Consider the following 22,306-nt stretch of genomic DNA (forward strand, 5'->3'; position numbering starts at 1 on the left):
ACTGTCCGGTGGTGCCCGGAATACGAGCGTCTATATATAAGGAATGGAGTGCCGATGGCGCGGGGACAAGAGAGCAAGCCGCATAGTGATCCTTTGGTGCGGCAGTACGAGATTTCAACGCTGGGTGCGTTGAAGTCCCCGAGGAAGCTGGTGCGTGAGGTTCTGGCGGGCCTTGTGGTTGCTCTGGCATTGATCCCGGAGGCGATTTCTTTTTCGATCATCGCGGGTGTTGACCCGGCGGTGGGCCTGTTTTCATCGTTCATCATGGCGGTTGTGATCGCGATTGCCGGTGGCCGTACGGCGATGATTTCTGCCGCGACGGGCGCTGTTGCGTTGGTGATTGCGCCGTTGATGCGTGACTACGGTTTCGATTATTTCGTTGCGTGTGTTTTGTTGGCGGGCGTTCTTCAGGTTGTTTTCGCGCTGCTGGGTGTTTCTAAGCTGATCCGTTTTGTTCCGCGCGCGGTGATGGTCGGGTTTGTGAACGCGCTCGCGATTCTGGTTTTTATGGCGCAGATGCCCCAGCTGATTGATGTTCCGTGGGTTGTGTATCCGCTGTTGGCGGCGGGCATCGTGATTTTGTGGTTGTTCCCTAAGATCACTGGCGCTGTTCCGCCGCCGTTGGTCGCGGTGGTTGTGATCACTGCTGTGGTGATGATTTTCGATATTAAGGTCCCGACGGTGGGGGACCAGGGCGAGCTACCTCATGGTTTGCCTCAGTTGTTTTTCCCGAATGTCCCGTTGACGTGGGAGACCCTGCAAATCATCGCCCCGTATGCGGCTGCGATGGCTTTGGTGGGTCTCATGGAGTCTTTGTTGACGGCCCAGTTGGTGGATAACATCACGGGGACCTCTTCGAATAAGAAGCGTGAGTCATGGGGTCAGGGCCTTGCGAACATCACGTCGGGTTTCTTTGGTGGCATGGGTGGTTGCGCGATGATCGGGCAGACCATGATCAACGTGAAAATTTCGGGTGCGCGCACGCGTATTTCGACGTTCTGCGCGGGTGCGTTCTTGCTGGTTTTGGTTTTGGTGTTTGATCAGTGGGTCGCTCAGATCCCGATGGCGGCGTTGGTTGCGGTCATGATCATGGTGTGTGTCTCGACATTTGATTGGCACTCGATTCACCCGCGGACGTTGCATACGCTCCCGAAGTCGGAGACGGCCATCATGGTGGTGACGGTCGCGACGGTTTTGTTGACGTCGAACCTTGCGATCGGCGTGATTGTGGGTGTTCTGACGGCCGCTGTGGTGTTCGTGCGGCAGGTTGCGCACGTGGTGCGCGTTGACCGTGAGCTTCAGGATGACGACGGCAATGTGCTTTCCGCTGATACGCCGGCTGATGAGGTGGCCCGGGCGGTCTATAGGGTGCGGGGCGCGCTGTTCTTCGGTTCGAGTAACGACTTCACGACGATGTTCCGCTACGGCGAGGACCCGGATGTGGTGAGTCTGGACTTGTCGCAAGCCCAGGTCTGGGACGCATCCTCGGTTGCTGCGCTGGATAGCGTTGAGGCAACATATGCGGAACAAGGTAAGCGGCTTGTCCTTGAGGGGATGAGCGAGAAGAGCCGCAGGGTTCACGGCCGCTTGAGCGGCGAGCTTGGAGGGAATTAGTTTCGGCTTAGTTGTCGTGGAGGAAAACAAAAGAAACCTGGTACGCGTCTTGTTGCGGGGCTGTCCGCTCTTGGTATGACGGCCGTGTTCCTGACCGGCTGCTCAGGTAAGGACCCGGATGAAGGGTTGTGCGAAGAAGTCACCGCGGCGCTAGAGTCTCGGGATATCTACGACCTGTCCGACGCTGACGACGCAGGTCGCCTACTTCAGGGGGGCCTTCCCGCGGACGAGCAACGTAAGGTCGAGGAGCAGTGGAAGGGCCTCTCTGAGAAGTGCGAGCCTTTCGCAGGCCTTACCGATGAGAACGAATAAGGTCTGTGGCGCTCGAAGTCTTTCCCGTAGTCTGTAAGAGTCACGATAGACCCAACCTCGGTGGAGGAAGACTCATGAAGCACGGTACGCGCCTGGTTGCAGGTCTTTCAGCTTTTGGATTGGCTGCGGCGTTCCTGACCGGTTGTGGCTCTAAGGACCCGGATCAAGCTTTGTGCGACGATGCAACTGCGGTCCTCGAGAAAGCGGGAGCGTCGAACACGCAGGAGCTGGATCAGAAGCTTGCGAACGACCCGGCAAAGCTAGCCGAGGTGGGTAAGGGTTTGCGTGAGGCAGCGGATAAGAACAAAGACTCCGAGCATGCTGCACCGGTCGACTTGGCGGGCAGGATGTTAGAGGTTGCCGCGAAGGCTAGCGGGGACCCTGGCCAGATGGATCCGGAAACCATGCAAGAACTCACCAAGTTGAATCAAGAAGCATCTTCTCCCGAGATAGACAAGAGCGCTAAAGAGCTCACCGAGAAGTGCCCTGCTTTTGTGTCTGGATAAGTAACTGCCTAGCGACTCACTAGGAGGCGGGCATGCAAACTGGCCGGGAACTACGCACCACAGCAGCTGAGCGCCGTTCGCCACGTGCCCGCCTCGTCGTAGGCTTGTCCGCGTTCGGCTTAGCAGCCGCGTTTCTGACGGGCTGCACGCCGAAAACCCCGGACCAACAGCTGTGTCACGACGCGACGCAGGTGTACAAGGATGCAGGCGCTCCAAACACGGAGGAACTAGCTCCGCTCGCCAAGGAAGACCCCGCTAAGCTCGCTGAAATAGGCGAGGGCTTTCGCGAGGCAGCGGAAAAGAACCAGGCTTCTAGGTACGCAGAAATGATCGACCTAACTGGCCGGCTTTTCGAGAGCCTGGCGGGGCTCGAGGGCGAGACAGACCCCAAGAAGGTTGATCCTGCCAAGACGAAACACCTCGCCGAGCTCATCCAAGAAGCCGAACTTCCAGAGACCAAACTGGATGCCCAGCGGTTCAAAGAGAAATGCCCTGCCCTATACAGCGACTCCGAGTACGCTGAGCCCGTTGGTCTCATGGGAAAGATGATGACCACGGCCTCTAGGCTCGATAAAGACCCGGATAATCAGGAGCTGCAAAACGAACTGAAGAGTGCAGCAGAACAGGCCGCCAAGCCTGGAGTTGCAGAGAGGGCCGATGAATTCGGTGATAAATGCCCGGCTTTCGCACCTTCGGGTTCGTAGCTTCTGCTATCTCCTGCGAGCCTGCGAGGACAGAGTTCACTCACTATTTACTTCCATTCCGGGCTGAAACCCTCGGAGCCCCGAGTGCTTCCGATAGGGTGTAAAAACCTATCTTGACCATATATTTGATGGAGGAAGACTGATGAAGCACGGTACGCGTCTAGTTGCAGGACTTTCGGCTCTTGGCTTGATGGGGGCCTTCCTGACCGGTTGCGGCTCAAAGAATCCTGATGAAGCGCTGTGTGAGGATGCGACAGCTGCGTTGGAAGCGGCTGGGGTTTCGCAGGCGAAGGATCTCGAGAAGATCATCCAGGAAGACCCTGCCAAGGCGGGGGAAGCCGGCAAGGGCCTGCGTGAGGCTGCGGAGAAGCACAACGACTCCGAGCACGCTAAACCAGTCGAGTTGACCGGCAAGCTCATGGAAGCTGCTGCGAAGGTCGCAACTGCGGAGGACCCTACCAAGGTTGATCCTGCAGTGATGCAGGAGATCACTCAGCTGTCTCAAGAGGCAACTTCTTCGGACCTTAAAGACAACGCTGATGAATTCGCTAAGAAGTGCCCGGCCTTCAACTCGAATAAGTAAGGCATCTGGTTGAGTTCTTGAGCTTTAGGACTGTTCTAAGGCGTGTTGGGCGGTTATTATCAGTTCAAGACTGACCAGATATAGATACGGAGTACACCATGGGCACTTTCATCGTTGGCGTTGACGGCTCGCAGACTGCCTTCAAAGCTGCTTCTCGCGCAGCAGAGCTGGCAGCACGCACTGGCGACACCCTCGTTGTGGTTTCGGCTCACTCCAAGGACAACACTGAAGTTGTCAACATCGGCACGGATACGTGGGTTCTCGATGACGCTGACCTCGCGGGTGACCTCGCTCGCCGTGTTGCTGATCGTCTCGTGGAGAAGGAACCTGAGCTCAAGGTAGAGACGGCAGCGATGTTCGGTAAGCCGGTTGATGCCCTGATCAAGGCCGCTAAAGAGCACGATGCTGACGTGATTTTCGTTGGCAACGTTGGCACGCATGGTCTCGGTCGTGTGCTCGGTTCTGTCGCTACCGGCGTCGTGCATAACGCTCCATGCGACGTCTATGTTGTCCGAACCTCCGGAAACTAACTTTCCATACTCACTAGATATGCCCGCGCAGCTGAACCGTCTGCGTCTGTGGTGCGCACCCGGGACCAGCCCCGATAAGTGGCTGCAACGCTTCGGTGAAGCCCGCCCTGACGTCACGGTTGAGCTGATCGCGGGCGTATCTGATTCCGTAGCCTTCGATGAGCTGCTTCGCTTCCGCGTGGATGTCGCGTTGGTGCGCCACAACGTTGATGAGGCGTTGACACAACGTGAGTTCCCCGGTGGTGTGCGATTGCATGCGGTCGGCCTGTATGACGAGGACGCCGCGATTGTTGCGGCCCGGGATCATGACGCTGAATACTGGGACGAACACGATTCGATCCCGCTCGGAGACGCCGCTGAATGGATGCGCCTCGACCCAGCGGACTATCCGGATGATGTTTCCGGGCAACGGATGATGGTTGACGTCGTCGCCACTGGCGCTGGGGCTGTAGCCGAATTACCTTTTCCGTTAGCAAGGATGCTTTCCCGTAAGGACGTGGTGGTTCGCCGGCTGCAGGTAGAGCCCCGCACACGTGTATCGGTTGTCTGGGTGCACCCGGACTCTGCTGATGTGGTTACTGATACGGAGCTTTCGGACACTGAACGCGAATCCCGTGAAGCTGTCATTCAGGATTTCGTGGGGATTTTGCGTGGGCGCAGAGCGGGATCCTCGCGCGCCTCAGCGCAGATGGCGGAGAAAACGGCTCAGTCCGGCAAACAGAAAACTCCTGCCCAGCAGAAAGCTAGGACGTCTCGAAAAGGCTCTGCTCAGCGGTCATCTGTGAGACGCTCAGGTTTTTCTCGAAAAGTACGCAGGAAGCACTAACTTTCGCTGTATACGCTGTTCTCTAGGAGCTTGCCTGTGTGGGCGTCTCAGCGACCCCGAAAGTGCGTGACTGTTTCTATTTAATTCATCTAAATCGATCTAATCGACGTGAATATGAGCGCTCTTCATGCGAGATGTGTGGGAAAATAGCCGAGTCAGATAGAAATATCAATCAGAGAATATAGCCGATGATTGATAAATCGCATTGACCTTACATCAGAAAAATAATCAGGAGAATTCAACCCCATGACGACAAGCGATCATGACAATACTGAAGAGACACTCATTGAAGGGCCTGACTCGTCGTCACACGTTCTGCGTAACACTGTGGTCGCGGATCTAGGCCGTCGCATCGTTCATGGCGATATTCGTAGCGGCGCGCGTTTTACGTTGGACGACATTCAGGACCATTTCGATGTGTCTCGCACGGTTGCGCGTGATGCGATGCGAATTTTGGAGTCCATGGGTTTGATGTACGCGAAGCGCCGCGTGGGTTTGATCGTTACTGGTGCGGACCAGTGGCGTGTACTTGACCCGCAGGTTATGTCGTGGCGTTTGTCAGGGCCGTACGGCGAAACACAGTACCGTGAACTCATCGAGCTGCGGCAGGCGGTAGAGCCGTTAGCGGCCGCTGGGGTGGCGCTGAACGCTTCGCGCGAGATTAAAAATGAGATCATTCAGCTCGCTGGTCAATTGCGTGATGCTGCGGACTCGGGTGATGTGGAAGAGCTGATTCGTATTGATACAGCGTTTCACGAGCTAATTTTCACTCACAGTGGCAACTCGCTGTTTCGGATGTCGCCGGTGGTACTCCGGGAGATGATCCGCCGTAGTGTGACTATTGATGGGCAGCTGACGCATCCGAGTGAAACGATGCTGAATCAGCATGATGCGCTGGCTCTTGCGATCTCTTCGGGTAGCGCCGAGCGTGCCCGCAAGGCGAGTGAATGCATTGTGAATGAAATTGCGGCAAAGCTATCTTCTAAGGGAGATGCTGTCGAAGGGTAGAGCTTTCTGACAATTCTGCTCTGAGATGTCTGCTGTTCAAAGGTGATCTCCGCCTTCTGAAGGTGACAATGAGCCCCCTTTTGAAGGTGACAATGAGCACAGTTCGGTGCACCCTGGTTATAGTCAGGATGAATCGTAGGCTCAATCCGCAGAAGGTGCACCATGGAGTTTGGGGAGTTCTCAACAGTCAACGTTTCTGAGCGTGGGGACGCTCTGCTTGTCAGCATTAACAGGCCGCAAGCGATGAATGCGTTGTCCACTCAGGTGGTCGCTGACCTTGATGCGGTGGTCACCAAGTGCGTCCAGCTCCTAGAATCGGCACCCGAGCAGGGCTGGCCTTTCCGCGCCGTGATTATCACAGGCGAAGGTGAGAAGGCTTTCGCGGCGGGCGCTGACATCGTTGAGATGAGCGACTACGACCCGGAGCAGGCGCGCGCGTATGCGGAGTCGATGCATAAGGTCACCCTGGCGTTAGAGGCACTACCTGTCCCGGTGATCGCCGCGGTGAACGGCCATGCGCTCGGCGGCGGCTGCGAACTGGCATTGGCGTGCGATTGGATCATCGCTTCTGAGAACGCGTCGTTCGGTCAGCCGGAGATCACCCTGGGCATCATTCCGGGCTTTGGCGGGTGTGTGCGTTTGCCTCGCAGGGTCCCGCTGGGTGTGGCTCGCGAGATGATCCTCACCGGCAATCCTCTGAAAGCTCGGCGTGCGCTCGAGGTTGGGCTGGTTAATTGCGTGTGCCCGGATAAGGAAGCGTTGTTGGAGTGCGCTGATGAGCTGGTCGCCTCGATTGCTCGGCGCTCCCCGGTTGCTGTCGGTCAAGCTAAGCGGACCATGGCGCAGGCGGATACGCTCACGGTCCGTGATGGCCTGAACGTTGAATTGGGTGCGTTTTCGGCCGTGTTCGGTTCGGAGGATTCGCGCGTGGGGCGGCAAGCTTTTGTTAACAAGCAGGCCGCTGAGTTCCCTGGCCGCTGAGTCCCCGGTCCGCTGAATTCCCGAGCCCGCTAGTGCTGGGTTGAGTGATTGTTGTAGGTTGCGCGCATGTTGGTGATTGGTGAGGCTCTCGTCGATGTTCTTCAAAAGCCCGACGGGAGTGTTTCGGCTCATACGGGTGGTTCGCCCCTGAATGTCGCTGTGGGGTTGGCGCGTTGTGGTGGCCGGGTGACGTTTGCGACGCGTCTGGGTGACGATGATGCGGCCCGGATGGTTTTGGAGGCGTTGCAGCGTGAAGGCGTTGAGGTTTTCACGCCGCCTATGACTGGTTCGACGACTGTTGCGCGTGGTTCGGTGGGTTCTGATGACCGTGCGGAGTATTTGTTTGAGTCGCTGACGTGGGATCTTGGTCCGGCTGATGACGAGCTAGTCGAGTTGGCTGCTGGGGCTTTGGTGGTGCATTCGGGTTCGTTTGCGGCTTCGTTGGATCCGGGTCGTTTTGCTGTGTTGAATTCGATGCGTAAGGCGCGTGGGCGTGCGTTGGTGACGTTTGATCCGAATGTTCGCGCGGATACGGCGGGTACGCGTGAGGTTGAGGTTGAGCGCATTGAGGAGGTTGTTGCGCTGGCCGATGTGGTGCGGGCTTCGGATGAGGATTTGGAGTGGTTGTATCCGCAGTCTTCTGCGTTTGAGACGGCGAGCCGTTGGCTTTCTATGGGGCCTTCGCTTGTTGTGGTGACGAGTGGTGGTAGCGATGCGGTCGCGATGACGGCTGAGCATGTTGTGGTTCGTGCGGCGCGGTCTGTCGATGTGGTGGATACGGTGGGCGCGGGTGATGCTGTGATGGCGGCGGTGATTTCTGCGCTGGTTGATGCCGGTTGTGGTGGTGTTGGGGCTGCTGAGCGGGTGAGTGCTTTGTCTGAGGCGCAGGTTTCGCGTTTGTTGGACGTGGCGTTGGCTGCTGGCGCGTTGGCGGTTGAGTCGGAGGGGGCTAATATTCCGTCGCGTGAGCGGATTTTGGATGTGGTTGGTCCGGTGGCGGATGGTCGCGAGGGGGTTTTGTTGTGAAGCTTCTAGCGACTGATCTGGATGGGACGGTTGTTCGTCGTGATGGGACGATGTCTGACCGGACTGTTGAGGCTTTGCATGCTGCCCGTGATGCGGGTGTGCATGTGGTTTTGGTGACGGGGCGTCCGTTGCGGTGGCTGGGTCCGGTGCGTGATCGTTTGGGCGATTTGGGCTCGGTGATCGCGTATAACGGGGCTGTTTTGTTTGATGATTCGCGTGGCTTGGTAGTGGAGGCTGCGGAGATTGGTGCTGACGCGATGCGTGAGGCGCGGGATCGGATTTTGTTTGCGGCTCCGGATGCGTTGTTTGCTGCGGAGACGTTGGAGGGGATCGTCGCGGAGCCGGGGTTTATTCCGAACCGGTATCGCGCGGGTTTTGTTGATGTGGGTGCCCGCGTTTCGGAGTCAGGTTTGGATTTCGATGAGGCGGTTGCGCAGCGTACGGTGAAGCTTTTGGCTAAGCGGCCGTCGGGTAAGGCGTCTGAGTTCGCGGCTGTGGTGGGGCGTGCTGTGGATGATGTTGTGACGTTGACGCATTCTGCGTTCGATGTCGCGTTGTTGGAGATGTCCGCGCCGGGGGTCGACAAAGCGGCGCGTTTGCGTGATTTCGCGGCCTCTTTGGGTGTTGCGCGTGAGGATGTGTGGGCGTTCGGGGATATGCCGAATGATATTCCGATGCTCGCGTGGGCTGGCACTGGTGTTGCGGTGGGCCCGGATTATCAGATTGTTGCCGATGCTGCGGACCGTGTGGTTGGTCCGGTGCATGAGGATTCGGTTGCAATTGAGATTGAGCGGGTCTTGAAGCGCTTGTGATCCGGTGGGCCCAGTGAGCCCCGCTCGGCGACCCCGAGAAGTCCCTTCCCGCTAGCGTGCGCGGCGGCCGTGCTGGCGTTCGCCGGTGGTGCGGCCGTGGCGTGGGTCGGCGGCCACGGCGTAGTGGAGGAGCGCGCGGATTTCTGGCGCGTACTCCGCCTGGGTCTCTGGGTGCGCGTCGCGTAGCAGCTCCATGAGCGAGAGGTAGCTGCGCACGTGGGCGAGCAACGTTGCCGGCATGAGGTATTCCAACAGGTCGTCGACCTTGGTGGGGGAGTCGACTGCGAGTGGCGCGAGGTAGTTGGTCAGGAGGGCCTTCATGGGTTCCTGGGTTGGCTCTGCGCGGAGGACGCTGCTGAGTTCTGGAGCGATCCCCGAGATGGCCAGGAGTGGGTTGGTGTAGGACGCGGCGCTCCAGCCGATGAACATGATCGGGTTGCGGCGGGAGTCGGGTAGCAGGATGCTTTCGCTGTCGGGGTTGAGCTGGTTGTAGACCAACGGCAACTGGGTAGAGGCGAGCGCTGCGGAGGCGTCCTCGAGGTGGCGTGCTTCGCGTGCGAGGAACGAGAGCGTCTCGTCTTCGATCCGTAGCGGATGGTTGTCTGGCATGCTCGCGTGGATGTCGAGCGCGTTGTAGTAGTGCTCTGGCCAGGAGTTGTCGGGGTAGGCGAGCGCGCCGAGGTTCATGAGGCGTTCGCTGTTGACTACGGTGGCTTGGTGGAGGTCCGAGGCCTCTGTGAGGACACGGCCGATGAGTTCGGTTGCGGCTTCGTTTTCTTCAGGGCTCGGAGTGTGGCCGCGGTGGCCCCGCTGCCGCTGTGGAATGAGCGAAGACAGTGGGGTGCCGATGCCGGGGCTCAGGATCCACCCTTGTTCCGGTTCCACCGCGATGGGGACGGGAACGTGGCCTTCGGTGACCGCAGCGAGGTGCGCTGTCAGTGTCGCTTCCGCTGCACGGGCAGGGGCGGTGGCCTTGAAATAGATGGTTCCCGCGGGAGTCTCGATGCTGTAGACGGTTGCCGCGAGCGTTGTAGACACAGGGGTGAGCTCGGCTTCGCACTCGATTCCGAGCACGTCGAGGGCGTGCTGAACCCAGCCGCGGGCGGTCTCCTGCCAGCCCTCGGTTTTCCAGGTGTCTACCCATTCACTCATGTCTGTTCCATCCTAGGACGGCGCGGCCCCTTGTGCACCTCTTGGATCTACTAGCCTAGCTTGCCAGGCTTGGCGCCTTGTGGTTCGTCCACCTGGGTGGGGACGGTTTTGCGCCACAGAGCGATTCCGCGCATCACGTGGTAGATCACCAGGGTTGCGATGGTTCCGAGCGCGATGCCGTCGAGGGTCAGGCCCGCGATCATGAGGACGTTCTCGCCGCCATTGAGGGCGATCGCGATGATGAGGCCCGCGCCGGCGGTCATGAGGTTGATCGGGTTGCCGAAGTCGACCTGGTTCTGAACCCAGATGCGGGCGCCCATGATGCCGATCATGCCGTAGAGCACGATGCCCGCGCCGCCGAGAACACCCGGTGGGATGGTCGCGATGACGGCGCCGAATTTAGGCATGAAAGACAAGACGATCGCGACGAAACCGGCGATCCAGTATGCGGCGGTCGAATACACGCGGGAGGACGCCATGACGCCGATGTTTTCGGCGTAGGTCGTGGTACCAGAGCCGCCCGCGGCACCCGCGAGCATCGTCGCGAGGCCGTCACCCATGAGGGTTTTACCGTTGAGGTGGTCATAGCTCTTACCCGTCATGACGCCGACGGTGCGGACGTGGCCCACGTTTTCTGCGATCAGAACGAACAGAACCGGCAGGAACAGCAGGATCACGTGCAGATCGAACGTTGGGTGGTGGAATGCTGGCAGGCCAACCCACGCGGCTTCCTTAACGGGGGCGAAATCGATTTCACCCTGCGGGAGCGCGACGAGGTAGCCGATCACGATGCCGAGCAGGATCGACAACCGGCCCAGCATCCCTCGGAACAGGACGGAACAGATCACGACAGCCGCCATCGTGCTGAAGGTTGTGAGCGTGTATTCCTTCATCTTCGGGACGGTCGAGCCCGCGAGGTTGAGGCCGATGAGCGCGACGATCGTGCCCATCACGGCCGGCGGCATGAGCGCGTGAATCCACCCGGTTCCGGTGCGGTTGACGATGACGCCCACCAGGAACAGGGCAAAACCCGTCACGAGCACGCCGCCGAGCGCGGCACCGAAGTTATCGCGGCCCGGGCCCATCGCAGCGCTGACCGGGGCGATGAACGCGAAAGAAGAACCGAGATAGCTCGGGATGCGGTTGCCCGTCACGAGCAAGAAGATGATGGTTCCGAGGCCCGAGAACAGCAGGGTCGTGGTCACCGGGAAGCCAGTCAGCGCCGGAACCAGCACAGTCGCGCCGAACATCGCCATGACATGCTGAACACCGATGCCGATGGTCTGCGGCCAGTGGAGGCGCTCATCAGGGGCAACAGCTGCGTTCGGTGCAACGGTGCGGCCATCGCCGTGGACAGTCCAGCTGAACATCGGCTTGCTCTTATCTAGCATGGTTCTCCCTGAATGACGCCGTCCTCGAAACCCCGCCCGAACAATACGCGGGCATCCCTGACCGCGGCGCACAGCGTCGCGAAAGCATGGTGGGGTCGAAGCGTTATTTTACTCCGCGGCATGCGAACAGACGAACTCAGACGAGAGATGTTCTTGGCCGCGCGAATCCGAGCCCATAGGATCGAAACATGATGGCCTCAAACGTCACACCTGAAAACGCTGCCCGCATCCGCACCGCCCCAGAAGGCGTAGAAAAGCGTGGACTCCACGAGACAGTCACGCACATCCGCGACGGCGCGCACTCTCGCATTGCCCACAAGCGGCGCTTCAGGATCGCCCAGCTCGACGCGCTCGAAAAGCTGCTCGCAGAGAACCGTGACGAACTGCTCGAGGCGCTCGCCGAAGACCTCGGGAAGTCAGCAACCGAATCCTCCGTGGCTGAGCTGCAAGTTGTTCAGGGCGAAATTGAGCACGCCCGCCGCCACCTCGACGACTGGATGATGCGCCGGAAAGTGTCCTCGCCCATCGCGCTGGCCCCTGCATCGGCCACCGTGATGCCACGGCCTAAAGGGCTCGTGCTCATCATCGCGCCGTGGAACTACCCCGTGAACCTCACGCTTGGGCCGCTCGTTGCGGCGCTCGCCGCGGGCTGCTGCGTTGTGCTCAAGCCGAGCGAGCTGGCGCCTGCTACCGCGGACGTCTTGACGCGGTTGATCCCGAAATACCTCGACCACCGGACTGTGGCGGTCGTCAACGGTGCCGCAGAAGAAACCCAAGAGCTCCTGAAAGAACAGTGGGACCACATTTTCTTCACCGGTTCCGAGAAGGTAGGACGCATCGTCTACCGCGCGGCGGCGGAACAGATGACGCCGTGCACGCTCGAACTCGGCGGGAAGAGCCCCGCAGTGGTCGTGGACGGCAACATCAAGACGATCGCGCGCCGTATCGCGTACGGAAAGTTCATGAACGCCGGGCAGACGTGCGTGGCCCCCGACTACATCCTCGCGGTCGGCTCACGCGTGAGCCGCGGGCTTGAGAAAGAACTGCCTGCCGCGATCCAACAGTTCTACGGCGCAGACCCGCAGAACTCACCTGACTATCCGCGCATCATCACCCCACGCCATGCAGAGCGGCTCGCGGGCTTCCTCGACCAAGGCCGCGTTGTCACCGGCGGAACAGCGGACGTAGAGGACCGCTACATCGCCCCGACGGTGCTCGCCGACGTCGACCCCGAGGCGCCCGTCATGCAAGAGGAAATCTTCGGTCCGATCCTGCCGATCATCGAGGTGGATACGCTCGATGACGCACTCGACTTCATCGAAGACCGGCCAGACCCGCTCGCCGCATACCTGTTCTCTGACAAGGCAGGAACCCACCGGGTTTTCGAAGACAACGTGCGTGCCGGCGGAATCTGCATCAACGCGGCCGTGATCCAACTCGCGGTCCCATCGCTGCCGTTCGGTGGCATCGGCGCTTCCGGAATCGGTCAGTACCACGGCAAAGCAGGCTTCGACGAGTTCAGCCAAGACCGGCCAACCCTGTCCAAGCCGCTACGCTTGGACACCCTGAGGGTCGCTTACCCGCCATACGGGGCAACCAAGTCGAAACTGCTGAAAGAGCTTCTGTAGGCGGTGCTTACGCGGCGTGGGTTGCGGTGGCGGTGTCACTGCAACCCACGCCGTAGCTCGCCTAGATGAGGCTTTCCGAGGCCAGCTCACGTTGCATCAACGCCGCGATGCACAACAACTGGAGCTCGGAACCCATCCGGCCGATCAGCTGAGCCGACATCGAGAACCCATCCGGAGTCCACCCCACCGGAACGGTCACAGCCGGCACCCCGGCGACGTTCACCATCGACGTGTACGGCGTGTACAGGCACTGCAAGCGGTAGTCCGTTGCGCCATCGTGCTCCGTGAAATAACCGATCCGCGGCGGAGTGTCAGCCATCGCAGGGGTCACCACAACATCGAACGAACCCCACGCAGTCGACATCGCGCCACCGATCTCCAGGAGCCGCTCATTCGCGTTCTCCTGCTCCTGCGGGGTGCGGGCCTGCGCCTCAGTACGGAACGACGCCGCGAGGTCACCCAGCTTGTCCTCATACTGGATCGGGGCGCGGCCCAGGCCGGCGGTCCAGACTCTGCGGAACGTCTCGTCGTAGTCGCTCGGAGCTTCCCACGGGGACTCCTCGACCGCGGCTCCCAAGCGCTCCAAAACCGCGCAAGCCCGTGCGAAAGCGGCCTCGGCGGCAGGGGAGATCTCGACTGGCAACGCGGCATCAAACGCGCTCGCACGCGTGAAGCCCACGTGCAGGCCAGAGAGACCCTCGGAATGATCCAGCGTGTTGATTACGGCGTCCAAGGCCGGGGTTGCTGAGTGACCAGCCGCAAGCCGCGAACGATCAAACAGCAGGCCATCCAGCATCAACGCGGCGTCACGAGCGTCTCGCCCCAACGGGCCAGTCACGGCGAGCTTCGGGGCGCCCCAACGGTCAACGGCAGACACGGTGCCGTCCTCATCAGTGATGTCCTCAACCATCGCGCCGCGGCCCAGCTTGAGGCCCACAAGCCCCGTGGCGGAGGCCGGAATACGAACCGAACCGCCACCGTCATTACCCGGCGCAACCGGCATCAAACCGCCAGCGACCGCCGCGGCAGCGCCACCCGAGGAGCCGCCAGGAGTGAGTGAAACGTCCAGCGGATTCCGAGCAGGCGGATGAATAGGGTTCTCCGAATGGCACGAAAGGAGAAACTCGGGAACCGCCGTCTTGGCGAAGAGATTCGCACCAGCGGAACGCAACCGGGACGCGTGCAAGCCATCCTCGCCCACGACCCCATGGTCCACCGCGGCAGAACCGTGCGTAGTAGGCAGACCCGCAACGTCTAGGCCGTCCTTCAAGCCCATCGGCAACCCAAGCAACGGCGGGACGCGCTTACCCAATGCGGCAGAATCATCGCCGGCGGAGTTCGATGCGGCGGCAGGGTCTGCGGTGGCGGAGCCGCGGAAGCCGGCCAGCGCATCGTCGGCTTCACGCGCCTGAGCCAACAGCATGTCCTCATCCCACGTGACGACCGCGTTCAGGTCGGGGTTCTTGGAGCGCACCCGCTCAGCTACGTCCTGGGCGATCTCAACCGCGGAGATCTCGCCCGCAAGCAACTGACGCCGCAATTCGCTAGCCAGCGGCAAACCATCATCAACCCTGCGAGGAACACCAGACAACGCTTCCGGAATCTCAAAACTCATACAACCATGATGCCAACCCGCACCCACAGCGTCACACGAACGCCACGAAAACAAAGCACACCACGAAAACAAACTGCCCCACGAAAACAAAGAACACAGAGGCGCTCGATACAGTGGGACATCTGTAGGCTGGGAACCACAAATACCGGCCACACCGTGAGCAAGGAGGACACCATGTCAGACCTCTTCGAAAACGTCAGCGTCAACGACGTCCCAGAGAACGCAGCGATCCTCGATGTTCGCGAACAAGACGAATGGGACGCCGGGCACATCGTCGGTGCGCGTCACCTGCCGTTGAGTGAACTCATGCAGCGCTACGAAGAGCTTGATCCAGACGAGGACCTCTACATTGTGTGCCGCACCGGTGGCCGCTCGATGCAGGCTTGCGGCTGGCTTGCAAACCAGGGGTACAGCGTCTTCAACATCGCAGGCGGTTCCGGCGCATGGCTTGATGCCGGCAAGCCGATTGAATGCGATAACGGCGAAACCCCACGCATCAAGTAAGCCGCATCAAGTTAGCCGCGCACACCCGTAGCGGACTCCGCCTGTGTATGTCGCGCTGAGCATACACAGGCGATATATACATATCTGCGCATATGAGGACATTGCGACCGTGAAATACACCTACCTGGGACCAGCCGGAACCTTCTGCGAACAGGCCCTCCTCACACTCCCTGGGCCCGCCGCGGAACCTGAGCACAACCGAATCCCAGCCACCAACGTCGACGCAGCACTCCAGCTGGTGCGCGACGGTGAGGTTGACGCGGCCGTCGTGCCCATCGAAAACTCCGTCGAAGGCGGCGTCTCCGCGACCCTCGATGCGATCGCGGCAGGCGACTCGCTCCATATCGTTGCCGAGGCCGTGATCCCTGTGACCTTCCAACTCGCTGCACTACCTGGCATCGAGAGTCTTGAAGAGATCCGAACTATCTCAACCCACGGCCACGCGTGGGCCCAATGCCGGCAATGGGCACAAAACACGATCCCGAATGTCGATTTCCTGCCCGCATCATCAACCGCGGCAGGCGCGCTCGGGCTGCTTGAAGAGAACCCGGCGTATCAGGCAGCGATCTGCTCGCCGTTGGTAGCGGAGCGCCACAACCTCAAGGTGCTCGCCGAAGGGATTGAAGACAACCACGGCGCTGTTACGCGTTTTGTCATGGTCCAGAAACCTGGCCGCATCCCAGAAGCGACAGGATCAGATAAATCGACGATCGTCGTCGAACTGACCCACGACCGCCCCGGCGGCCTGCGTGAAATCCTCGACCACTTCGCAACCCGCGGCGTCAACCTGACCCGCATCGAATCCCGGCCCACCGGAACCGGGCTCGGCCAATACTTCTTCTCGATCGACCTTGAAGGCCACATCAGCGAACCCCGAGTCGAAGAAGTACTCCACGGGCTGCACAGGATCAGCACCTATATCCGGTACCTCGGCTCCTACCCATCAGCTACCCCCGTGGTCGTCAACGTGCCACCTCACGCAACGCCCGAGGCCTACCAAGCCGCCGACGCCTGGCTCAACGAAATCCTTGCGGGCAACAACCCAGCGTAAGCCGGCACGCCGGCGCTAACTGCGCAGAACGCCGAGCGCCTTCCGGAAACCCTCTGGCAGCATCGCCAGCAAATCCCCACCCGGAGAACACCGATCCACCGGGCGAGGAACACGCAACCGCAACGCGTGCTTCACAACCTCTGAAGTCAACGTCGTCACCTCACCCACCGGATCACCATCGATCTGCGCCATCACAGGCTTCAAGGGGCGCACCGAAATCTTCCGCGTCTGCACATGCGCCATCAGCCGCGTGCGCAAATCCTTATGCCACAGCGTTTTCAGGCCCACAATCGACCACCCCAACGCCGTCCGCGGCCTATACAACACCACATCCTGCACACCATCAGACATCGAAGCGCCCGGCGCGAACTCGATACCGCCCTGAATGAAGCCCGCATTCGCCATCACAATAGTGCGGAAATCAACCGTTTCCCACGCGCCCTCACCAAGCCGAACACGAGCCTCCTTAGGGAAACCCGCCAACCGTTGCAAGCCAGCCACAACATACGCGCCCGGACCAATCACCTTCTTCAACACGTGATTCGTGCTCGACATGACCTCCGCGTCGATCCCCACGCCAGCGGCAACAAGACTCAACTGCGAATCAACAGACCGGTCCCGCTTGACCAACTCAACCCGCAACGCATCCACCTGGTGCACTTCACCCAGCAATGCAGTACGGATCGCACCCGAAACATCATCGGGATCAATACCCATATTCCGGGCCAACAAATTCCCCGTGCCCAGAGGCAAAACAGCCAACTCAACATCGCTACGGCCCACCAAATACTCCGCAACAACGCGAATCGTGCCGTCCCCACCACCAACAATGATCAGATCCGCACCCGCAGCCAACGCCTCCGCGGCCTGACCCGCCCCCGGATCATCCTCCGTCGTCTCAAAAAACAACGGCTCCGCCAAACCCTCAGCCCGCGCAACCTCACGGATCTCCTCGCGGATCGCCTCCAAACCAGGCTTACCGCCGTTCAAAATCACCGCTGGTTGAACCACGAACGCACCAAAACCTTTCACACCGGTTCACGAACAGGTCGTCACCATAGATTACCGGCCAGGCTACGCAACTATGAACAACACAAGGCACAACAAACCCCTCAAAATGCACGTGACAGGTAGGCTTATAACCATGATCGACTTGAAAGACCTGGCCGAAAACCCAGAGAAATACCGTGCATCCCAACGCGCCCGCGAAGCCGACGAACAACTCGTTGATCGCGTTCTCACGGCCGACTCCGAACGCCGCAGCGCGCTCGCCGAGTTCGAATCACTCCGAGCAGAACAAAAAGCGTTCGGTAAGAAAGTCGCTCAAGCCTCCGGCGAAGAAAAACAAGCCCTCCTCGAAGGCGTCAAACAGCTCGCCGGCCAAGTCAAGACCGCGGAAGCCGCCGCAAACAAAGCCCAGGAACAGCGCGACGAGATCGCCGCATCGTTCCCCAACCTCATCATCGACGGCATCCCAACCGGCGGCGAAGACGACTTCGCCGTCCTCAAAACCCTCGGAACCCCACGCGACTTCACCGCCGAAGGCTTCGAACCGCGAGACCACCTCGAACTCGGCGAAATCCTCGGTGCGATCGACATGGAACGCGGCGCGAAAGTCTCCGGATCCCGCTTCTACTTCCTCAAAGGCGTAGGCGCACGCCTAGAAATGGCCCTCATCAACATGGGCATGGACCTCGCACTCCGCAACGGGTTCGAACCGATCATCACGCCAACACTCGTACGCCCACAAACGATGCGCGGAACCGGCTTCGACGTCGAACACGACGACGAAATCTACCGCCTCGAAAAAGACGACCTCTACCTCGTCGGCACGTCCGAAGTTGCGCTCGCCGGCTACCACGCCGACGAAATCCTCGACCTCAGCGGCGGTCCCCTCAAGTACGCCGGCTACTCCACCTGCTACCGCCGCGAAGCCGGCTCCGCAGGCAAAGATACCCGCGGCATCATCCGCGTGCATCAGTTCAACAAGCTGGAAATGTTCATCTACTGCCAGCAAGAACAAGCCGAAGAACTCCACGAGCAACTGCTCGCGTGGGAAGAAGAAATGCTGCAGTCCCTCGGGCTCGCCTACCGCGTCATCGACACCGCGGCAGGCGACCTCGGAACCAGCGCCGCACGCAAATTCGACTGCGAAGCGTGGGTACCAACCCAAGGAACCTACCGCGAGCTGACCTCCACATCGAACTGCACCACGTTCCAGGCCCGCCGCCTCAACGTGCGTGAACGCGTAACCGACGCGGAAGGCAAGAGCAAGGGCACCCGCTCCGTAGCGACGCTCAACGGAACGCTCGCAACCACCCGCTGGCTCGTCGCGATCCTGGAAACCCACCAGAACGCCGACGGTTCGGTCACCATCCCAGAAGTCCTACGCCCATACATGGGTGGAATGGAAAAGCTCGAACCCATCCAGCGGTAGCCGTGCCGCGCTAGCTAGAGCGCACGGCTACCCGAGGGCCCGCCCCACAAAGAATCCCAGCTGAAAGAGCAAGGTTGAGATGAGTGAGAACAGCCCGTACATGATCTGCCTCGACGTCGACGGCACCATCGTCGACCATTCAGGCGAACTCTTCGAACCCGTCCGCGAAGCCGTCCACGCAGTCAGGCGGGCGGGCCACGAAGTCATCATCGCAACAGGCCGCTCGCTCCCTGCGACGTTGCCTGTTGCGGAGGCTTTGGGGATCGATAAAGGCCACGTGGTCTCCTCCAATGGCGGCGTCACCGCGCAGCTCGACCCCGCGTATTCGCGTGGATTCTCGGTGGTCGACCGGCGTACTTTTGACCCCGAACCGGCTCTGCGGGCCCTCCAGGAAGCGCTCCCCGTGGCGAAGTTCGCGATCGAAACAGACAAAGGCGACTTCCTTTCGACCGAACGCTTCCAAGACGCGAGCTTCGGCGTCCAGGCCCGCGGCGTCAGCCTCGAGGAAATGATGGAAGCCGATGCGGTGCGGCTCGTCGTGTTCTCAACCGACTCAACCGCGGAAGACTTCGGCCGTGCCGTCGAAGGCATCGGCCTCTCTGGCGTCACCTACTCCGTCGGCTGGTCCGCGTGGCTCGACATCGCCGCGCACGGCGTAACGAAAGGCTCCGCACTCGAAGCGTTGCGCTCACGGCTCGGCTTCCCGATCGAAAAGACCGTGGCGGTCGGCGACGGCCGCAACGACATCGAAATGCTGGCATGGGCCGAACGCGGCGTAGCGATGGGACAAGCCGTTGAAGAGGTCCGCGCAGCAGCCGGCGAAGTCACCGGCCACGTCAACGACCACGGCCTCGCCGACGTCCTGAACTCACTGCTGTAGTTTTCTAGTCCTCGACTTCAGCGATAGCGCCGCGGACCGCGGCCTCCAGCCGTTTCGCAGCGTGTCCCGTGCGTCCAGAAGCCCACGGAGCAACCAGCTCCAAGTGCCGCGCGAAACGTGCGTCTTCAAACGGAACCAACGCAACATCGTCGTTCACCATGTGCTCAGCAAGATGCGGAATCAAACCCACCGCAAGCCCCGCACCCACCAAGCCAAGCAGCGACGGCAGGTCATCAGTGCGCAGCGTCGAAATGTTCAGCTGAAGCCCCGCGCCGGCGAACACATCCATGACCACCTGGTCCATAGGGTCCCCTTCCTTGGTGCCCAAAGCCCAGCGTTCACGTGCGAGCGGCGCCAAATCATCAGCGCGAATAACACTGCGCTCAGCCGCCCAATGATCCGTAGGGACCGCCAATAAGAGCTCATCCTTGTATAAAGGAATCCGCAACGCACGCGGACCGAGAGCCAGCGGATAGCCCTCGACCGCGTAAATGATCGCCGCATCCAGATCCCGGCGCTTGATGTGCTGGATCAGATCCGGGCTTTCCTCAAGGGTCGGCTCAGCCTCGAAACCAAGCAGTTCAGCATTGCGAACAATCGACGGCAACAGGCGCGCGGCCGCGGTGGGGAAGATACCCAACTTGAGGCGGGTACGACCCAAGCGAGCAAGATCCCTGGTGTCCCGAAGCGCGGACTCCGATAACGCGAGGATCTCCGCTGCCCGCTCCGCCATGAGCTCACCCGCGTGCGTTAGCCGCGTGCCGCGGGTGTCACGGACTGTGAGCTGCGAACCAACCGCGCGGTCAAGATTGCCCAAATGATGGTCAACCGTGGGTTGCGACCAGCCCAGCGAGCGTGCGGCTTTAGCGACCGAACCGTGCCGTGCGATCGCATCGAGCGCCTGGAGTTGTCGCGTATCAAGCATGAATGTGCCTTTGTGGCCGGGGTAGAAACGAGTGAGCGCTACTGAGCTAGCTCCATACTGAGTATAGAGCCATACAGAAAAATAACCCGTTCACATAGAAGAACTAGCGTGTTCTCATGGAGGTTATGCTCAAGGAAACTTTTATGCGAAAGCCGGCCTCCGACCTCAACAAGGCCGCCCGTCAGGTTGGTGACACCGCCCGCCAGAACCCAGCACAGCATCGTGCACCGTTCGCTCATGCCCTCCTTGAGCATGCGGAACGCGACACCCTTCAGATCATGGTTCCTGGCCACGGATGTGACGCTGAACGCTCCTACCCAGAACTCGTCGACTTCCTGAGCCCTCGAGGTGTTGCGCTCGATGTCCCACCGATGACCGACGGCATCGACCTTGGCGAAAACACTCCGCTCGATGAGGCGCTTGAACTCGCTGCGGAGGCGTGGGGTGCCTCCCGTACGTGGTTCATGACCAACGGCGCGTCCCAGGCGAACCGCACCGCAGCGATCGCGGTGCGCGCACTCGGTGAGCGCGTTATGGTTCAGCGCGCAATGCACTCAAGTTTTACTGACGGCATTCTGCTTGCAGGGCTCATGCCGTCTTTCGTTGTCCCGAATGTGGATACCCATAACGGCGTGACCCACGGCTTGACGCCAGAAGCGCTCGATGAGGCGCTCACCTCGGAAGCTGAAGCCGGCCGGAAGGTCGACAGCATCTATGTTGTTTCGCCTAGCTACTTCGGTGCGGTGGCCGATGTTGAAGGGCTCGCTAAGGTTGCTCACGCACACGACGCCGCGATCATCGTGGATGGCGCTTGGGGCCCGCACTTCGGTTTCCACCCTGACCTGCCGGGCTCTCCAGTAGCCCTTGGGGCCGACCTCGTGATTTCTTCGACGCACAAGCTCGTCGGTTCGCTCACGCAGTCCGCGATGCTGCACCTTGGCCACGGCCCGCTTGCTAAGAAGCTTGAGCCGTTCGTTGAGCGCGCCTACACGATGACGGGATCGACCTCGGCCTCGAACATTCTTAAAGGCACCCTCGACGTCGCCCGCCACGGACTCATCAACGGCCGCGACCGCATCGAAGACGCGTTGCGTGGTGCTGAAGAGTTGCGCGAAGCGTTGCGTCAGGATGACCGTTTCCGCGTGCTTTCGGATGACTTTGGCGACTTCGATGACATCCACGAGATCGATACGCTACGTATCCCAGTGGATGTTTCGCGTCTGGGCCACACGGGCCACTGGGTTCGTCAGCGACTCATCGCCGACCACGACATCTACTGCGAAATGTCCACCGCCACGACCATCGTCATCATTTTTGGTGCGCTCGCGACCCCTGCGGTTGAGCGTACTCTCGAGGCGCTGCGTGCTGTCGCGGATGCCGCGCAGAACCCAGTCGATGAAGATGCCGCCGACATCCCAGTTGCTTCGGGTAACTCGGTGGTTGTGGCTACGGACGCGTGGGAAGCGACCACGCCCGGTCACGCTGTTGAAGCGCTCAGCGCCGAAGGAGAGCGGTTCCCTGAGATCCCGAAGGCCGGCACGATGCGCTTGCTGCCACGCGATGCCTACTTCGCGGACGCTTTCGATGTGGTTGCCGCGGAAGATGCGGTGGGCCGCATTAGCGCGGACACGTTGGCCGCGTACCCGCCGGGAATCCCGAACGTCCTGCCGGGTGAAGAGATCACGGAAGAGATCGTGAAGTTCCTGCAGGCGGTAGCGACCTCACCTACGGGTTATGTGCGTGGCGCGCAGGATGCGAAGGTCACGACGTTCCGCGTGGTCGCTGAGTAGTAGCCGCCTACGCAACCTGCGCAGGGTTTCG

22 protein-coding genes are annotated in these 22,306 nt (G+C 60.5%); 17 read left to right on the forward strand and 5 right to left on the reverse strand.

Annotation, left to right across the window (positions count from 1 at the left end; genetic code table 11):
• The first annotated feature begins 54 nt into the window (after window positions 1-54).
• The 11 genes from JOD50_RS04550 to JOD50_RS04600 all read left to right on the forward strand — a co-directional run bounded on the left by JOD50_RS04550 (window position 55) and on the right by JOD50_RS04600 (window position 8,902).
• Window positions 55-1,614 carry a SulP family inorganic anion transporter gene (locus JOD50_RS04550; protein WP_204880582.1) on the forward strand — a complete coding sequence of 520 codons (1,560 nt, stop codon included), beginning with the start codon at window positions 55-57 and terminating at the stop codon, window positions 1,612-1,614.
• 75 nt (window positions 1,615-1,689) lie between these two features.
• Window positions 1,690-1,926: a hypothetical protein gene (locus tag JOD50_RS04555; protein WP_204880583.1), complete on the forward strand. Its 237-nt coding sequence runs from the start codon at window positions 1,690-1,692 to the stop codon at window positions 1,924-1,926.
• A 74-nt stretch (window positions 1,927-2,000) separates the two neighbouring features.
• Complete coding sequence (locus tag JOD50_RS04560; protein ID WP_204880584.1) at window positions 2,001-2,432, forward strand: hypothetical protein; 432 nt, start codon at window positions 2,001-2,003, stop codon at window positions 2,430-2,432.
• Window positions 2,433-2,464: 32 nt separating this feature from the next.
• Window positions 2,465-3,136: a hypothetical protein gene (locus tag JOD50_RS04565; RefSeq protein WP_204880585.1), complete on the forward strand. Its 672-nt coding sequence runs from the start codon at window positions 2,465-2,467 to the stop codon at window positions 3,134-3,136.
• A gap of 142 nt (window positions 3,137-3,278) precedes the next feature.
• Window positions 3,279-3,719 (forward strand): hypothetical protein, encoded by a 441-nt coding sequence (locus JOD50_RS04570; protein ID WP_204880586.1) that lies wholly within the window; start codon window positions 3,279-3,281, stop codon window positions 3,717-3,719.
• 98 nt (window positions 3,720-3,817) lie between these two features.
• Window positions 3,818-4,249, forward strand: a complete 432-nt coding sequence (locus JOD50_RS04575) for a universal stress protein (protein ID WP_204880587.1) — start codon at window positions 3,818-3,820, stop codon at window positions 4,247-4,249.
• Window positions 4,250-4,268: 19 nt separating this feature from the next.
• Entirely contained in the window at window positions 4,269-5,075 is an 807-nt protein-coding gene (locus JOD50_RS04580) for a type 2 periplasmic-binding domain-containing protein (RefSeq protein WP_204880588.1), read from the forward strand.
• 246 nt (window positions 5,076-5,321) lie between these two features.
• The gene (locus JOD50_RS04585; protein WP_101630803.1) at window positions 5,322-6,083 is read left to right on the forward strand and encodes a FadR/GntR family transcriptional regulator; all 762 of its coding nucleotides are present in this window, start codon (window positions 5,322-5,324) and stop codon (window positions 6,081-6,083) included.
• 162 nt (window positions 6,084-6,245) lie between these two features.
• Window positions 6,246-7,064, forward strand: a complete 819-nt coding sequence (locus JOD50_RS04590; protein WP_101630804.1) for an enoyl-CoA hydratase/isomerase family protein — start codon at window positions 6,246-6,248, stop codon at window positions 7,062-7,064.
• Window positions 7,065-7,130: 66 nt separating this feature from the next.
• Entirely contained in the window at window positions 7,131-8,090 is a 960-nt protein-coding gene (locus tag JOD50_RS04595; RefSeq protein ID WP_204880589.1) for a PfkB family carbohydrate kinase, read from the forward strand.
• Window positions 8,087-8,902 carry an HAD family hydrolase gene (locus JOD50_RS04600; RefSeq protein WP_101630806.1) on the forward strand — a complete coding sequence of 272 codons (816 nt, stop codon included), beginning with the start codon at window positions 8,087-8,089 and terminating at the stop codon, window positions 8,900-8,902. The genes JOD50_RS04595 and JOD50_RS04600 overlap by 4 nt, the downstream gene beginning before the upstream one ends.
• Before the next feature lie 51 nt (window positions 8,903-8,953).
• Here JOD50_RS04600 and JOD50_RS04605 read toward each other — a convergent pair whose 3' ends face one another.
• Together JOD50_RS04605 and JOD50_RS04610 are read right to left on the reverse strand one after the other, a co-directional pair.
• Complete coding sequence (locus JOD50_RS04605) at window positions 8,954-10,054, reverse strand: phosphotransferase (protein WP_204880590.1); 1,101 nt, start codon at window positions 10,052-10,054, stop codon at window positions 8,954-8,956.
• A 50-nt stretch (window positions 10,055-10,104) separates the two neighbouring features.
• Window positions 10,105-11,445 carry a uracil-xanthine permease family protein gene (locus JOD50_RS04610; protein WP_239541525.1) on the reverse strand — a complete coding sequence of 447 codons (1,341 nt, stop codon included), beginning with the start codon at window positions 11,443-11,445 and terminating at the stop codon, window positions 10,105-10,107.
• 188 nt (window positions 11,446-11,633) lie between these two features.
• Between JOD50_RS04610 and JOD50_RS04615 the strand changes: the two genes are divergently transcribed.
• Entirely contained in the window at window positions 11,634-13,073 is a 1,440-nt protein-coding gene (locus JOD50_RS04615; RefSeq protein ID WP_204880591.1) for an aldehyde dehydrogenase family protein, read from the forward strand.
• Window positions 13,074-13,134: 61 nt separating this feature from the next.
• Here the strand turns inward: JOD50_RS04615 and JOD50_RS04620 are convergent, their stop codons facing one another.
• On the reverse strand, window positions 13,135-14,688 hold the full coding sequence (locus JOD50_RS04620; protein WP_204880592.1) for an amidase: 1,554 nt from the start codon (window positions 14,686-14,688) through the stop codon (window positions 13,135-13,137).
• A 174-nt stretch (window positions 14,689-14,862) separates the two neighbouring features.
• Here JOD50_RS04620 and JOD50_RS04625 point away from each other — a divergent pair, with 174 nt between their 5' ends.
• Window positions 14,863-15,192, forward strand: a complete 330-nt coding sequence (locus JOD50_RS04625; protein WP_101630810.1) for a rhodanese-like domain-containing protein — start codon at window positions 14,863-14,865, stop codon at window positions 15,190-15,192.
• A 100-nt stretch (window positions 15,193-15,292) separates the two neighbouring features.
• Window positions 15,293-16,243, forward strand: coding sequence for a prephenate dehydratase (pheA, locus tag JOD50_RS04630; RefSeq protein ID WP_204881537.1), 951 nt, complete (start codon window positions 15,293-15,295; stop codon window positions 16,241-16,243).
• 15 nt (window positions 16,244-16,258) lie between these two features.
• Here pheA and JOD50_RS04635 read toward each other — a convergent pair whose 3' ends face one another.
• Window positions 16,259-17,254 (reverse strand): diacylglycerol kinase family protein, encoded by a 996-nt coding sequence (locus tag JOD50_RS04635; protein ID WP_204880593.1) that lies wholly within the window; start codon window positions 17,252-17,254, stop codon window positions 16,259-16,261.
• A gap of 133 nt (window positions 17,255-17,387) precedes the next feature.
• On the opposite strand from JOD50_RS04635, the gene serS reads away from it, so the two are divergent.
• Complete coding sequence (serS, locus tag JOD50_RS04640; RefSeq protein WP_204880594.1) at window positions 17,388-18,680, forward strand: serine--tRNA ligase; 1,293 nt, start codon at window positions 17,388-17,390, stop codon at window positions 18,678-18,680.
• Window positions 18,681-18,759: 79 nt separating this feature from the next.
• Window positions 18,760-19,560: an HAD family hydrolase gene (locus tag JOD50_RS04645; protein WP_204880595.1), complete on the forward strand. Its 801-nt coding sequence runs from the start codon at window positions 18,760-18,762 to the stop codon at window positions 19,558-19,560.
• A gap of 4 nt (window positions 19,561-19,564) precedes the next feature.
• Here the strand turns inward: JOD50_RS04645 and JOD50_RS04650 are convergent, their stop codons facing one another.
• Window positions 19,565-20,485, reverse strand: a complete 921-nt coding sequence (locus JOD50_RS04650) for a LysR family transcriptional regulator (protein WP_204880596.1) — start codon at window positions 20,483-20,485, stop codon at window positions 19,565-19,567.
• A gap of 143 nt (window positions 20,486-20,628) precedes the next feature.
• Between JOD50_RS04650 and JOD50_RS04655 the strand changes: the two genes are divergently transcribed.
• Complete coding sequence (locus tag JOD50_RS04655; RefSeq protein WP_204880597.1) at window positions 20,629-22,275, forward strand: aminotransferase class I/II-fold pyridoxal phosphate-dependent enzyme; 1,647 nt, start codon at window positions 20,629-20,631, stop codon at window positions 22,273-22,275.
• Window positions 22,276-22,306 lie beyond the last annotated feature (31 nt).

The organism is Pseudoglutamicibacter cumminsii, from assembly GCF_016907775.1.
Lineage (GTDB): Bacteria > Actinomycetota > Actinomycetes > Actinomycetales > Micrococcaceae > Pseudoglutamicibacter > Pseudoglutamicibacter cumminsii.

Coding starts and splice junctions, on each gene's coding strand:
- JOD50_RS04570 (WP_204880586.1), top strand. CDS start 3,279: ATGAAGCACGGTACGCGTCTAGTTGCAGGACTTTCGGCTCTTGGCTTG.
- JOD50_RS04575 (WP_204880587.1), top strand. CDS start 3,818: ATGGGCACTTTCATCGTTGGCGTTGACGGCTCGCAGACTGCCTTCAAA.
- JOD50_RS04625 (WP_101630810.1), top strand. CDS start 14,863: ATGTCAGACCTCTTCGAAAACGTCAGCGTCAACGACGTCCCAGAGAAC.
- JOD50_RS04560 (WP_204880584.1), top strand. CDS start 2,001: ATGAAGCACGGTACGCGCCTGGTTGCAGGTCTTTCAGCTTTTGGATTG.
- JOD50_RS04655 (WP_204880597.1), top strand. CDS start 20,629: ATGCGAAAGCCGGCCTCCGACCTCAACAAGGCCGCCCGTCAGGTTGGT.
- JOD50_RS04610 (WP_239541525.1), bottom strand. CDS start 11,445: ATGCTAGATAAGAGCAAGCCGATGTTCAGCTGGACTGTCCACGGCGAT.
- JOD50_RS04550 (WP_204880582.1), top strand. CDS start 55: ATGGCGCGGGGACAAGAGAGCAAGCCGCATAGTGATCCTTTGGTGCGG.
- JOD50_RS04650 (WP_204880596.1), bottom strand. CDS start 20,485: ATGCTTGATACGCGACAACTCCAGGCGCTCGATGCGATCGCACGGCAC.
- JOD50_RS04620 (WP_204880592.1), bottom strand. CDS start 14,688: ATGAGTTTTGAGATTCCGGAAGCGTTGTCTGGTGTTCCTCGCAGGGTT.
- JOD50_RS04585 (WP_101630803.1), top strand. CDS start 5,322: ATGACGACAAGCGATCATGACAATACTGAAGAGACACTCATTGAAGGG.
- JOD50_RS04595 (WP_204880589.1), top strand. CDS start 7,131: ATGTTGGTGATTGGTGAGGCTCTCGTCGATGTTCTTCAAAAGCCCGAC.
- JOD50_RS04590 (WP_101630804.1), top strand. CDS start 6,246: ATGGAGTTTGGGGAGTTCTCAACAGTCAACGTTTCTGAGCGTGGGGAC.
- JOD50_RS04615 (WP_204880591.1), top strand. CDS start 11,634: ATGATGGCCTCAAACGTCACACCTGAAAACGCTGCCCGCATCCGCACC.
- serS (WP_204880594.1), top strand. CDS start 17,388: ATGATCGACTTGAAAGACCTGGCCGAAAACCCAGAGAAATACCGTGCA.
- JOD50_RS04580 (WP_204880588.1), top strand. CDS start 4,269: ATGCCCGCGCAGCTGAACCGTCTGCGTCTGTGGTGCGCACCCGGGACC.
- JOD50_RS04555 (WP_204880583.1), top strand. CDS start 1,690: ATGACGGCCGTGTTCCTGACCGGCTGCTCAGGTAAGGACCCGGATGAA.
- JOD50_RS04605 (WP_204880590.1), bottom strand. CDS start 10,054: ATGAGTGAATGGGTAGACACCTGGAAAACCGAGGGCTGGCAGGAGACC.
- JOD50_RS04565 (WP_204880585.1), top strand. CDS start 2,465: ATGCAAACTGGCCGGGAACTACGCACCACAGCAGCTGAGCGCCGTTCG.
- JOD50_RS04645 (WP_204880595.1), top strand. CDS start 18,760: ATGAGTGAGAACAGCCCGTACATGATCTGCCTCGACGTCGACGGCACC.